General features: G+C 42.4%; 11 protein-coding genes. 5 read left to right on the forward strand and 6 right to left on the reverse strand.

The features are described from left to right. Positions 1–57 precede the first annotated feature (57 nt). From rny to GS399_RS18400, 3 genes are all read left to right on the forward strand, one after another. The gene (gene rny, locus GS399_RS18390; RefSeq protein WP_160846125.1) at positions 58–1,611 is read left to right on the forward strand and encodes a ribonuclease Y; all 1,554 of its coding nucleotides are present in this window, start codon (positions 58–60) and stop codon (positions 1,609–1,611) included. A gap of 113 nt (positions 1,612–1,724) precedes the next feature. Further along, the gene (locus GS399_RS18395; RefSeq protein WP_160846126.1) at positions 1,725–2,267 is read left to right on the forward strand and encodes an FKBP-type peptidyl-prolyl cis-trans isomerase; all 543 of its coding nucleotides are present in this window, start codon (positions 1,725–1,727) and stop codon (positions 2,265–2,267) included. Between the two features lie 3 nt (positions 2,268–2,270). Continuing rightward, the gene (locus GS399_RS18400) at positions 2,271–3,161 is read left to right on the forward strand and encodes an FKBP-type peptidyl-prolyl cis-trans isomerase (protein WP_160846127.1); all 891 of its coding nucleotides are present in this window, start codon (positions 2,271–2,273) and stop codon (positions 3,159–3,161) included. A gap of 52 nt (positions 3,162–3,213) precedes the next feature. On the opposite strand, the gene GS399_RS18405 is transcribed toward GS399_RS18400, so the two are convergent. After that, positions 3,214–4,524, reverse strand: a complete 1,311-nt coding sequence (locus tag GS399_RS18405; RefSeq protein ID WP_160846128.1) for a cryptochrome/photolyase family protein — start codon at positions 4,522–4,524, stop codon at positions 3,214–3,216. Then, on the reverse strand, positions 4,517–5,431 hold the full coding sequence (locus GS399_RS18410) for a TIGR01777 family oxidoreductase (RefSeq protein ID WP_160846129.1): 915 nt from the start codon (positions 5,429–5,431) through the stop codon (positions 4,517–4,519). The genes GS399_RS18405 and GS399_RS18410 overlap by 8 nt, the downstream gene beginning before the upstream one ends. Before the next feature lie 88 nt (positions 5,432–5,519). On the opposite strand from GS399_RS18410, the gene GS399_RS18415 reads away from it, so the two are divergent. Further along, the gene (locus GS399_RS18415) at positions 5,520–5,861 is read left to right on the forward strand and encodes a (2Fe-2S) ferredoxin domain-containing protein (RefSeq protein ID WP_160846130.1); all 342 of its coding nucleotides are present in this window, start codon (positions 5,520–5,522) and stop codon (positions 5,859–5,861) included. On the opposite strand, the gene GS399_RS18420 is transcribed toward GS399_RS18415, so the two are convergent. Genes GS399_RS18420 through GS399_RS18435 form a run of 4 tightly spaced genes read right to left on the reverse strand, consistent with a single transcriptional unit; the run spans position 5,862 to position 10,021 of the window. Continuing rightward, positions 5,862–7,331 carry an SDR family oxidoreductase gene (locus GS399_RS18420; protein ID WP_160846131.1) on the reverse strand — a complete coding sequence of 490 codons (1,470 nt, stop codon included), beginning with the start codon at positions 7,329–7,331 and terminating at the stop codon, positions 5,862–5,864. After that, positions 7,328–8,662 (reverse strand): ABC1 kinase family protein, encoded by a 1,335-nt coding sequence (locus GS399_RS18425; RefSeq protein WP_160846132.1) that lies wholly within the window; start codon positions 8,660–8,662, stop codon positions 7,328–7,330. Before GS399_RS18425 ends, GS399_RS18420 begins: the two co-directional genes overlap by 4 nt. A 7-nt stretch (positions 8,663–8,669) precedes the next feature. Beyond that, a complete protein-coding gene (locus tag GS399_RS18430) occupies positions 8,670–9,335 on the reverse strand; it encodes an HAD family hydrolase (protein ID WP_160846133.1) in 666 nt (221 codons plus the stop codon). Further along, positions 9,335–10,021, reverse strand: coding sequence for a TetR family transcriptional regulator C-terminal domain-containing protein (locus tag GS399_RS18435; RefSeq protein ID WP_237487997.1), 687 nt, complete (start codon positions 10,019–10,021; stop codon positions 9,335–9,337). The genes GS399_RS18430 and GS399_RS18435 overlap by 1 nt, the downstream gene beginning before the upstream one ends. A 161-nt stretch (positions 10,022–10,182) precedes the next feature. Between GS399_RS18435 and GS399_RS18440 the strand changes: the two genes are divergently transcribed. Beyond that, on the forward strand, positions 10,183–11,598 hold the full coding sequence (locus GS399_RS18440) for a DASH family cryptochrome (protein ID WP_160846134.1): 1,416 nt from the start codon (positions 10,183–10,185) through the stop codon (positions 11,596–11,598). Positions 11,599–11,642 lie beyond the last annotated feature (44 nt).

Raw genomic sequence — 11,642 nt, forward strand, 5'->3', positions numbered from 1 at the left:
CAATACATGAAATCTAAAGTTTAGTTGCGGTTTTTTTATTTTATTACAGATTAGATTATGGAAATAATACTTTACGTTTTACTGGGCATTGCGGCCGGAATTGCAATCGGAAGATTCCTGCTGGTAAAAATGTTCAAAAACCAGGAGGCTGCGGCACAGAATAAGGTCAAAAAGATCTTAAAAGACGCCGAAAATAATGCCGAGATCCTGAAAAAAAATAAGCTTCTTGAAGCAAAAGAAAAGTTCTTGCAAATGAAAGCTGAGCACGAGCAGGAAGTTAATAACCGGAATAACTCGATCAATCAACGCGAGAATTCAATCAAACAAAAAGAGCAGTCGGTAAATCAACGCCTTGAAAACTTTAACCGGAAGGATCAAGAAGTAGAAAATACCCGCAAAAACCTGGAAAAACAGATTGAAATTGCTGAAAAGAAGCAGGAAGAAGTTGATCAGCTAAAGAACCAGCACATTAAAGAATTAGAAGCGATTGCCGGATTATCTGCCGAAGAAGCAAAAAATCAATTAGTTGACAACCTTCGTGAAGAAGCTCGTACCAAAGCAATGATGCAAATCAAAGACATTGTTGACGAAGCTAAATTAACAGCGACTAAAGAGGCTAAAAAGGTTGTTATTCAAACTATTCAGCGTACAGCTACAGAAGCGGCCATCGAAAACACGGTTTCTATTTTCAATATTGAAAATGACGAAATTAAGGGCCGTGTAATAGGCAGAGAAGGCCGGAACATTCGTGCGCTCGAAGCAGCTACCGGAATTGAGATCATTGTTGACGATACCCCGGAGGCAATCATTTTGTCAGGCTTCGATCCGGTTCGCCGGGAAATCGCCCGACTGGCTTTACACAGGCTCGTGACGGATGGCCGCATTCACCCGGCCCGTATCGAGGAAGTTGTTGCCAAAACTAAGAAGCAACTTGAGGAAGAAATTGTTGAGATCGGCGAACGTACCGTTATAGACCTTGGTATACATGGACTTCATCCTGAGCTTATTCGTATGGTTGGAAGAATGCGTTACCGCTCGTCTTACGGGCAGAATCTTTTGCAGCACTCGAGGGAAGTTGCTAATTTCTGTGCTACAATGGCATCAGAACTTGGCCTAAACGTTAAACTCGCTAAGCGAGCCGGATTATTACACGATATTGGTAAAGTACCAGACGACAATCCGGAGCTTCCGCACGCTATTTTAGGTATGCAGCTGGCAGAAAAATACAAGGAACATCCGGAAGTTTGTAATGCCATCGGAGCTCACCACGATGAAATTGAGATGACTTCTATGATTTCGCCGATTGTCCAGGCTTGTGATGCTATTTCCGGCGCTCGCCCTGGTGCACGCCGCGAAGTAGTTGAGAGTTATATCAAGCGATTAAAAGAACTTGAATCGCTGGCCTTGTCTTATCCGGGTGTCGAAAAAACATTCGCAATACAGGCAGGACGTGAGTTACGCGTTGTTGTGGAAAGCGAACGTGTTACCGATGCGCAGGCGGAGGTGCTTGCCGCAGATATTTCGAACCGCATTCAAACTGAAATGACATATCCGGGACAGATTAAGGTGACGGTGATCCGCGAGACACGTTCCGTTTCTTACGCGAAGTAAGATATTTTTTACAAAGGGAATGCCGGCAAATAAACCGGCATTTACTTCTTTTGTAAAAAGTTAAAAAATGTTAATTCCATTTTTACATTATATAAAAGAATAAATTTGCACGCATGACGATTAAGAGAACATTACTATGCCTTATAGCCGCAGTCGCGGTTCTATCAGCATGTAAGAAAACCGATGATACACCGACTTTTGATGCCGAAAAGCAATTCAAGGCAGACACTACTGCTATTCGCGCGTTTGTGAAAGCTAACAATTTAACAGCTGTAAAAGATACCTCAGGGGTTTTTTACATATTGACAAGCGCGGGTAGCGGTTCATACAATTATGATAATCTGAATAACACTGTAACCACTGTAAAATATAACGGTCGTTTATTAAATGGCTCCGTGTTCGATAAAAACCAGGATGGCGTGTCATTTACGCTTGGCGGCGTGATAACAGCTTGGCAAATTGCGCTTGCGCCGAAGGCCGTTGGCGGGTTAATTCCGGGCGGATTGCAGAAAGGCGCTAAGATTAGAATTATCGCACCTTCCTATTATTGCTATGGCAATGTCGATAGGAAAGACAATAGCGGAAATGTTGTGATTCCGGCAAACTCACCTCTTGATTTCGATATCGAACTTCTAGACGTAAAAACCAGTAACTAATTAATGAAACACTTTTTCACCAGATTTTTTCTGCCATGTGTAGCAATTGTATCGCTTTATGCATGTGATAAAACATACGATACCATCCAGGTTGAAGACGACCAGCAGATACAAACATACATGCAGCAAAATAATCTGACCGGTTTTACAAAGGATACCAGCGGCGTTTATTATAAGGTGAGTACGCCTGGCCAGGGAACACAGATGCAGTATTCAGACAAGATACCGTTAGTTATCACCATGAGAACTGTTGACGGTTCTATATCTGCAACGGACACTATCATAAACCACTATGCTGATTTTTTGGGTTACCTGGAGAAATATCGCTTACCGAAAGGAATCCAGATCGGCGTTAAAGAAGGTTTGAAAAATCGCGGAGGAGTTATCCGACTAATCATTCCTTCGAATTTAGCTTATGGTCGTAACGGGGGAACAACCTATTTCGGTCAAACTGTTAAAGGAAATGAAAGCCTCGATGTAACGGTGCGCGCACTCGATGTAACGGGGCTGCCGGCTTACGATGATATTAGTATTAAGAAATATATGGCCGCCAATAACTTGACAGGGTTCCAACCAACTACGACCGGGATTTATTATAAAATCGGTGAAGTCGGAACTGGAAGTCCAATTGCGGCTGATTCGCTTCTTACGTTTGAAACAACCGGAAAACTCTTAAATGGAACGATATTTCAACAGCCAAATGCAGTTTCGCTACCGCTGAATACTTTAATACCAGCTTGGCAAGAATTACTTCCTTTGATAAAAGGAGGTGGCACAATAAGAATGATCGTTCCTTCAAAACAAGGTTATGGAACAGCGGGAAGTTCGACCATACCAGCATTTTCATGTCTAGATTTTGATATAAAAGTTACCGACGTTGCTGTCGATGATTGATATACATGTGATGATCTTTTAAACATGGGTGGAATTTTTTTTCACCCTTTTTTTATTTTAAGGCTTTTTTAAACGCATTCAAAGCCCTTTCCCTGGCGGCTTTATGATCAACAATTGGTTGCGGATATTTACTGAAGTCCTGAAACTCTGGTACCCATTCTTTGATATATTTCAGATCAGGATCGAATTTCTTGGTTTGAATTTCAGGGTTAAAGATGCGGAAATAAGGAACGGCATCATTCCCCGAACTTGCCGCCCATTGCCAGCCGCCAACGTTACTTGCCTGTTCGTAGTCTATCAGTTTTTTTGCAAAATAGGCTTCACCCAAGCGCCAGTCGATCAGTAAGTGCTTGCTTAAAAAACTGGCGGTAACCATCCTTATGCGGTTATGCATCCAGCCGATGGTATTCAACTGCCGCATACCTGCATCAACAATCGGATAGCCGGTTTGCCCAGTGCACCATGCTTCAAACTCTTTTTCATTATTCCGCCATTGTATACGATCATAATTAGGTTTAAATGCTTTGTGTACGGTCTCAGGGAAATGCCAAAGAATCATCGAATAAAAGTCCCGCCAGATCAATTCATTCAACCAGGTTTTTTCTTTGGCTTCATAAGCTTTAGCTGCGGCATCACGGATGCTGATTGTGCCAAATCGCAAATGAACGCTGATTCTTGAGGTGCCGTCTATTCCAGGATAATCCCTGGTTTTTGCGTAATCATCAATTATATCTTCAAACTTTTTATCTGGGAACTTAAGCGAGCTTTTTGTAAAGCCCATACTTTCCAGCGATGGAACGATATTCTTGGTATTTTTAGAAAGGAAGTGAAAATATTTTTTAGTCGGATAGGGCTTTAAGTGGAATTGAGGTTTTAATTTTTCGATCCAGCGCCGCTTGTAAGGCGTAAAAACTGTATAAGGCGATCCGCCGTCTTTGAAAACTTCTTCGTGATCAAAAATAACATGATCTTTAAAATCGATAAATTCGACACCTGTGTTTTCAAGTAACGCTTTGATACGATTATCCCGTTCCCTTGCGTAAGGTTCATAATCCCGGTTTGTGATTACTTTATTGATAGTAAATTCGCCGAGGATGTCTTCCCATGCTTTTTCGGCTGTGTTATATTTAACGAGTAATGACGAGCCGTGTTTTTTTAACTCCCTATCAAGTTCCGTTACAGCCAGGTGGATGAATGTTAGCCTTGAATCATCTTGGTCTTCAAGTTTATCGAGGATGTTCCGATCAAAAATGAACAGGCATTGTACAGGATTTCCGGATTTAAGCGCATGGTATAAGCCGGCGTTGTCATCGAGCCTTAAATCTCTTCGGAACCAGAAAATTGTAACTGCTTGTTCAGGCATAAATATTACTTATTGCCTGGCGAAGGTCGCTAAACTGAAACTTAAAACCGGTATCTGTAAGTTTTTGGCAAGCTGTCCTGTTACTGTCCAGAATTGTTTCACTCATTTCGCCCAATATCAGTTTTAGTGAAAATTCGGGCAGATTAGGCAGCCATATTTTTTTGTGCAGGAGTTCGGCCAGGGTTTCGGTAAATTCTTTATTTGTTACTGGTGCCGGTGCAGAAAGATTAAAAGTCCCGCTGACGTTTTCATTATTTAACGCGTAAGTATATGCCTGAATAACGTCGTTTAAGTGAATCCAGGGCATCCACTGCCTGCCTGATCCCAGTGCAGCTCCCAGGCCTGTCCTGATAGGTTTCGCAAGTTGCGGCAAAGCCCCGCCATCTTTCGACAATACAATGCCTGTACGCAATTTGACAACCCGCATCTTCAGATCCTGCGCTTCATCTACAGCTTTTTCCCACTCAATACAAGTGTCGGCTAAAAAACCACGGCCGGGGGGCTTATCTTCCGTTAATAGCTCGTCACCGCGGTTTCCGTAATAACCAACTGCCGATGCCGAAATGACCGTATCAACCTGGTGTGTAGTTTTGTTAAGCAATTCGTAAACCAGTCGAATAGATTCGGTTCTGCTGGAAACAATTTCCATTTTTTGCCGGTGTGTCCAGCGCTTACCAGCTATCGGCTCGCCGGCGAGATGAATAATTGCAGAAACTCCATGGATGCATTCAGGATCGATCTGGCCCTTTTTTACATCCCACTTAAAGTTTTTTATGTAAACTGACGATTCAGTTTTGGCAGGATCTCTCAGAAGTTGATAGATTACATAATCCTGTTGCCGTAAAGTATTTACCAGATGTTTACCGATTAAGCCGGTTCCGTCTGTCAACAATATCCGTTTCTGCATAGCTCGATTTGTGACTTACCTATATAATTGCTGATTTATTACATTATGGTGGTTTGAAAATTAACTCTGTTTCATAGATTTGGTTTGTATGTTATATAAAAAACACGTCTTTATCTGTACAAACCAACGCCCCGAGGGTTCGAGGATCAGCTGTGGCGAGGAGCACGGCCTTATGCTCGTTGCCGAATTTAAAAAGCTAATAAAAAACAAGAACCTGAACACTGAAATACGTGCCCAGCGAACCGGATGTATGGAAACTTGCGAATTAGGGCCGAGCGTGGTTGTGTATCCCGAAGGAGTATTTTATGGCAAAGTACAAATGAGCGACGTTGCAGAAATCGTTAACGAGCATCTTGAAAATAATCGTATTGTTGAGCGTTTGCAGTTGACTGAAGGCGATTTTTGCCAACTGCCGTGGAAGAAATGCTGATCAGGTATTTAACTTGCTAATCAGCGCTTTTGGATTATAGCGGGTTATTTCTTTTGCCATTCCTTTAAACAACACGGCATGAAACGGCCACATGCTATACCAGTACATCCGTCCCCAAACACCATAAGGGCGGAAGGTTGCCGTTTGGTACAGGCAGTTGCGCTGATCTTTATTGATAATTTTGAGCTCAAGCCAGGCTTCTCCGGGAACCTTCATTTCTGCATAAAGTAAAAGCCGTTGGTTTTTCCGGTCGGCAAGCAGCACACGCCAAAAATCCAGCGCATCACCTGCTCGCAACTGAACATTGCTTGTTCTTCCTCGTCGTGTTCCGATCCCGCCGATGAGCTTATCGATGAATCCCCGAAGGTTCCAAAGCCAGTCGAGATAATACCAACCGCGGGTTCCGCCGATGTTCCAGATGTTTTCGAAAACCTCGTCGCTGCTGCGCTCGAAGGGCATCACGATTTTATATTCCAGAGTGCCATTTTGAGGAACTTTGACGTGGTCCATAAAATCAGTTTCCAGGTAGCCTTGGTTTAATGCGTCTTTCCAGCTTGAAACGATAGAATTCTGTTCAATTTTTTCAAAAGCGAGTTTAAGCGACTCTTCATAACCTAGGCAGCTACGTGGTATAATCTCTTTTATTTGGTCGTTTTTACAAACAACTTCGTTCCTCATACTTTGCACCAGGCTTTTAGCAAGCGAGTATGGAACAGAAGTTACCATGTTAATCCAATACGATGAAAGCTTAGGTGTTAGCACGGGAAGAGTAACAATGAATCTCTTTAACTTTCTCACCCGGGCATACGTCAACAGCATGTTTTTATAGGTAAGCACGTCTGGTCCGCCGATATCAAAAGTCCTGTTGAAAGTCTTTTGGTTTAGAAGAGATTGTTCCATATAAGCCAGAACATCACGTATAGCGATTGGCTGGCATTTGGTTTTAAGCCATTTTGGAGCGATCATAACAGGCAGCTTTTCTGTAAGGTCGCGGATAATTTCAAATGAAGCACTGCCGGATCCGATAATAATTGCAGCGCGCAAAATGGTAGTTGGAACGCCGCTCTCTTTCAAAATATCTTCAACATGTAAACGCGATGTTAAGTGCTTTGACAAACGTTGGTCGTTCACGATGCCGGTTAAATAGATTATTTGCCTGCATGTTGTTTTCTTTATCGCATCAGCAAAATGCTGAGCCGAAAGACTTTCCAGCTTCTCGAAGCTTTCATTTCCCGAACTCATCGAGTGAACCAGGTAAAAGGCTGCGTCGATTTCGTGGGGAATATTTATAAGTGTTTCTTCTTTTAGCAGGTCGCCTGAGATTATAGTTACCCTGTCGCCAAAGTCGCTTATCTCGCGAAAACGGCGTTTATCCCGCACCATGCAGATAATATCGTGCCCTTTTTCGAGCAAGATCGGTAATAAGCGAGCGCCGATGTAGCCATTTGCACCTGTTAGCAAGATTCTCATAATGAGTTATCTGCTGCAAATGTTTTGGCAAGCTCGAGATGAGGTTTGTAAGTGTCGGTTCTAACCGTTGCGTTAAGTTCGTGAAGGATGTTATACAGACCGAAATTTGTTCGGTTCACATAGATAAAATGTTTTACTCCGCGTGCCGTTTTAAATTCCGGCATTTTTGAAATCTTTTCGCCGTACGAATACAAATGGTCGAAATATTCGCTTTGACTAAAATCAAAGACATTGTTCATATATGGTTTGGCAAAAAGCCCGATCACTTCCCTGTAGGCTTTATAGTAAAATTCGATTTGCGCCGGTGAGTCATTCGGCAGTATCATTTCCAGTTTTCTGAATGCGTCTAAAGTTTTTGCTTTGTCCGTTAAAGTATCTGATGAGATCAGAGAGAAAAAAGGTTCATAAAAATCGTCAGGCATTACCTTGATGCAGCCGAAATCAATAACACCGAGTTTACCCGCCGGTGTTATCAGGAAATTGCCTGGATGCGGATCGGCGTGTACTGCGCGCAATTCGTGCTGCTGAAAGTTATAAAAGTCCCAAAGTGCCTGCCCGATCTGGTTACGGAGATCCTGCGGCGGATCAGTTTTTAAAAACTCTTTAAGGTGCAGGCCATCAATCCAGTCCATGGTTATGATCCGTTTACCGGAGAGCTCAGGATAGTAGCCCGGAAAAACTACGTTGTTAAGATTTTTGCAGGCGTCCGAAAACTCTACCGAGCGTTTTAGTTCCAGCTCATAATCAGTTTCCTCTAGTAAGCGTTCTTCAACTTCCCGCAAATAAATATTCAATTCCTTTTCACTCATTCCGAGCAACCTGAATGCGAAGGGTTTTATTAGTTTCAAGTCAGAAGAAATGCTGTCGCCGACGCCTGGATACTGAATCTTTACAGCCAGTTTTTTTCCGTCTAAGAAAGCGTGATGTACCTGCCCGATTGATGCGGCATTGGTTGACTTCAAGTTAAATTTGTCAAAAACCTGCTCGGGCGTTTTCTCCAGGTAACGTTTAAACGTACGGACGATTAGCGGGCCGGAAAGTGGCGGAGCATTGTATTGCGACTGCGCAAATGTGTCAGTGTAAGCTTTCGGAAGAATATTTTTGTCCATGCTCAACATTTGTGCAACTTTCAAAGCACTGCCCTTTAGCTCGCTTAGCGAATCATAAATATCTGTGGCGTTATCCTGGTTTAATTCATCTTTTCCGAACTCGGGATTGAACAGTCTTTTTGAATAATACTTGATATAATTTCCGCCGATATTTATTCCGGTTTTAACAAACCTTGCTGATCTGGAGGCTTTGGAAGTAGGGATGTTCTGTTGTTCTTTCATCGTATGTTTAGTCGGAAAATAGCCCGGCAAGCTTTTCAACTGTGAGGTTATTATAATTGCTGACAGCGAGCGAATGCGGCACAAGTGTTTCAGCGGTGTTTGATGTAGTAATAGCGATAACTTTCATATCTGCAGCGTTCGCTCCATTAATGCCGGCAAAAGAATCTTCAATCACAACGCATTTTTCCGGAGCGGTTTCCAGCTTTTCGGCAGCTTTAAGAAAAATATCAGGTGCAGGTTTGCCATTTTCTACTTGTGTTGTATCAACAATTTCGTCGAACCAGGGCCACAAATTCAAATGATCCATAGCAAACTTCATGTTTTCGGCAGTGGCAGATGTGGCGATTGCTGTTTTTGTACTGGTCTCTTTCAGTTGTTTTAAAAATGAGATCAGGCCATCTATCGGTTTAATATAAGGCTCATATAATTTTCTGTACAGGGATTCTTTTTCTTCACTTAGCTGCGCTATCTGCTCTTCTTCTACCAGTTTTCCTAAAAACCGATTTAAGTGCGAGCGTATCGGTACACCACTGATATTTTGTAGATAATCCTGCTCGGTGAGATTATAACCACGTTTTTTATAGAACTCAACCCATGCTTTATAGTGATATGGATTATTGTCGAGCAGCGTGCCATCCATGTCAAATATCACTGCAAATGCCGACCTGCCCATCAAACCCGTACCGTATTTCTTAGCCCGCCGCTACGTGCCAGGAATTTGCCGTAATCGATGAGATTGTCAATAGCTGATCGTTCAAACATGTCGAATGTTAAATTTATTCCTTTCTCTATGGCTTCATCGGTCTTTTCAAATCCCGGGCTTCCATCATGTATCCAAAAATTCAGAATAAAAGCAAACTGAGCCCACAGCGCATCTTTGTAACGTTTGTCAAAAAACTTACGTTCGGCCAATTCTCCGCTTTCCAGGCCATCATTAATCAATTCAGACGCAAAAATTTTGAATGTTTCTTTTGTTCCTTCGAGCACTGCCGGAGTTGTAACGCCGCGTGGTATCGCCCGGTAGCTTTGCAAAATAAAACTGCGACGGCTTTTTAGCAGTTCCGTGTAGCTATAGAAAAAGGAAAGAGCTTTTTCCCTTGAGCTATACTCGTTCCATATATCTTGCGTTTTAATTTCGTCAATCGTATGTTCAATAAGGCTTGTCCAGATTGATTCTTCCACACCTTCGAACGATCCGAAAAACTCATAAAATTCAGATTCATCCATCCCCCGGTTTTTAGAAAAAATATAAACGGACGAAGGCCTTTGGCCGCTTGTTAAAACGTAGTCGATATATTCGTTTTGGATTTGTTCCCTGGTTGCCATTGTGCTGATAATTGATAAAATATTAACGAACATGCAACCCGGTTGTTTTGCTAAGTTCTTGTCTAACTGTTATTGAAATCGCTTAAAATCGTCGAATTGACGTTTAAATGATATAAATGTATACCGTTTGATGCGTAACTTTGGACAGTTGTTCGGTAAGGTTCCCCGAGATTTGTTTAACTAAAATTTTATAGATGTCAAAAACCATTTTAGTATGGTTTAGAAATGATTTACGGATTCATGATAATGAAATCCTGCTGGAAGCAGTAAAAAAATCTGACCGGATTTTGCCTGTTTACTGCTTTGATCCACGCCAGTTTACAGAGACGCAATTCGGTACCCTAAAAACCGGCGTCCGGCGGGCAAAATTCTTGATTGAAAGCGTTTCCGATTTAAAACACTCACTTCAAAGTCTTGGTGGCGATTTGCTTGTTTTGACAGGAAAACCGGAGGAAATACTTCCATCTTTAGTTGAACGATATAATATTACCGAGGTTTACCATCACAGGGAAGTAGCCACAGAGGAAACCCGTGTCTCATCACTTGTTGAAGATGCATTATGGAAGCTCAGGGTTAATCTGAAGCATTTCATCGGGCATACCATGTATCACAAAGAAGATCTGCCCTTCCCGATAAAAGACATTCCCGACATATTTACAACATTCAGAAAGAAAATAGAGCGCGACAGCCATATCAGGCCGTCTTTTGAAACGCCTGTTTCTATTAGTGTGCCTGTTGACCTTCAGCCGAGCAACGTGCCGTCTTTATCCGATCTGTCGTATGACGATGTGACTGATGAGCCGCTTGCATTTATGCAGTTTAACGGCGGTGAAACAGAAGGTCTAAAGCGCCTCCATTATTATTTATGGGAAAAAGATCTGCTTAAAAGCTATAAAGCTACCCGCGACGGTTTGCTGGGTTCTGATTACTCTTCGCATCTCTCACCCTGGTTAGCGGTGGGGTGTTTATCAACGCGGGAGGTATACTGGGAAGTGAAAAAATATGAGCGCGAAAGGTTGGCAAACGATTCAACTTATTGGCTGGTTTTTGAGTTATTATGGCGGGATTTTTTCAGGTTCATGTTTAAAAAGCACGGCAATATGTTTTTTAAAGAAACCGGCTTTAAAGATCTCGCACCGGCTGTTTCAGAAAATCAGTTAGATCTTTTTGAAAAATGGAAAACAGGAACTACCGGTTTCCCGTTTATTGATGCTAATATGAGGGAGTTAAATGCTACCGGGTTTATGAGTAATCGCGGCCGGCAAAATGTAGCCAGTTTTTTGGTAAAGGATTTGCATGTAAGCTGGCGTCTGGGAGCAGCATACTTTGAAGAAAAGCTGATTGATTATTCGCCTGCCAGTAATTGGGGCAACTGGGCGTATATTGCCGGAGTTGGTAATGATCCGAGAGATAAGAGGTATTTTGACGTTCTGAAACAGGCATTGGAGTATGATCCCAAGGGTGAATACGTAAGATACTGGATTCCGGAACTTGCGGATATTCCCGGAGCTGCGATACACCAGCCATGGCAGCTTACACCTCAGCAGATAGATGATTTTGGGGTTCAGCTTTATCCATCCCTGCAAACAGGCAGCATTAAAGTTGCCTGATAAAATATCATAAGTAAATAGTAAGTTTTCTGCCTGACTAATAG

The organism is Hufsiella arboris (genome assembly GCF_009834875.1).
Lineage (GTDB): Bacteria > Bacteroidota > Bacteroidia > Sphingobacteriales > Sphingobacteriaceae > Hufsiella_A > Hufsiella_A arboris.

Excerpts from the sequence above, each read along its gene's own strand:
- GS399_RS18430 (WP_160846133.1), bottom strand. The coding sequence starts at position 9,335 with ATGGGCAGGTCGGCATTTGCAGTGATATTTGACATGGATGGCACGCTG.
- GS399_RS18440 (WP_160846134.1), top strand. The coding sequence starts at position 10,183 with ATGTCAAAAACCATTTTAGTATGGTTTAGAAATGATTTACGGATTCAT.
- GS399_RS18425 (WP_160846132.1), bottom strand. The coding sequence starts at position 8,662 with ATGAAAGAACAACAGAACATCCCTACTTCCAAAGCCTCCAGATCAGCA.
- GS399_RS18415 (WP_160846130.1), top strand. The coding sequence starts at position 5,520 with ATGTTATATAAAAAACACGTCTTTATCTGTACAAACCAACGCCCCGAG.
- GS399_RS18410 (WP_160846129.1), bottom strand. The coding sequence starts at position 5,431 with ATGCAGAAACGGATATTGTTGACAGACGGAACCGGCTTAATCGGTAAA.
- GS399_RS18420 (WP_160846131.1), bottom strand. The coding sequence starts at position 7,331 with ATGAGAATCTTGCTAACAGGTGCAAATGGCTACATCGGCGCTCGCTTA.
- GS399_RS18395 (WP_160846126.1), top strand. The coding sequence starts at position 1,725 with ATGACGATTAAGAGAACATTACTATGCCTTATAGCCGCAGTCGCGGTT.
- GS399_RS18405 (WP_160846128.1), bottom strand. The coding sequence starts at position 4,524 with ATGCCTGAACAAGCAGTTACAATTTTCTGGTTCCGAAGAGATTTAAGG.
- GS399_RS18435 (WP_237487997.1), bottom strand. The coding sequence starts at position 10,021 with ATGTTCGTTAATATTTTATCAATTATCAGCACAATGGCAACCAGGGAA.
- rny (WP_160846125.1), top strand. The coding sequence starts at position 58 with ATGGAAATAATACTTTACGTTTTACTGGGCATTGCGGCCGGAATTGCA.
- GS399_RS18400 (WP_160846127.1), top strand. The coding sequence starts at position 2,271 with ATGAAACACTTTTTCACCAGATTTTTTCTGCCATGTGTAGCAATTGTA.